Below are 327 nucleotides of genomic sequence, written 5' to 3'. Positions count from 1 at the left end.
CTTTTTTAATGACCTCAAAACCTTTCTCTCCATTTTCACCCTCTAAGAACAGCAGTTCTTTTCGGATTTGAGGATGCTCAGTGAGCTCTTTGATACTCTCACGAATACAGCGCTTCATAAACACACTGTTATTTTTGAATGAGCTTTTGTCTTTCTTGAGCTTACCTGCCTCATCAAGCAAACCAAACACACCTTTTAACTCTTCAAGCTTCTGTTGATGCATTTCAAAGCCTTTGTCTTTAAACCGACTTAGTAACTCATAGAGGCGTTTTGAATATTCTTTTTTTACATCAAAGAAATTGCGAGTGTTAATAAGGGCAAAACCTT

At 37.0% G+C, this 327-nt stretch carries 1 protein-coding gene; it reads right to left on the bottom strand.

Features of this window, described 5'->3' with window-relative positions:
• Positions 1 to 327: replication initiation protein (locus AW165_RS18765; RefSeq protein ID WP_155859674.1), on the bottom strand; the 327-nt coding region annotated here is incomplete at both ends.

The sequence above is a fragment of the Acinetobacter sp. LMB-5 genome (assembly GCF_001541635.1).
Lineage (GTDB): Bacteria > Pseudomonadota > Gammaproteobacteria > Pseudomonadales > Moraxellaceae > Acinetobacter > Acinetobacter pittii.
The sequence above is the reverse complement of the archived record's forward strand: the minus strand, read 5'-3'. Positions and strand labels throughout refer to the sequence as shown.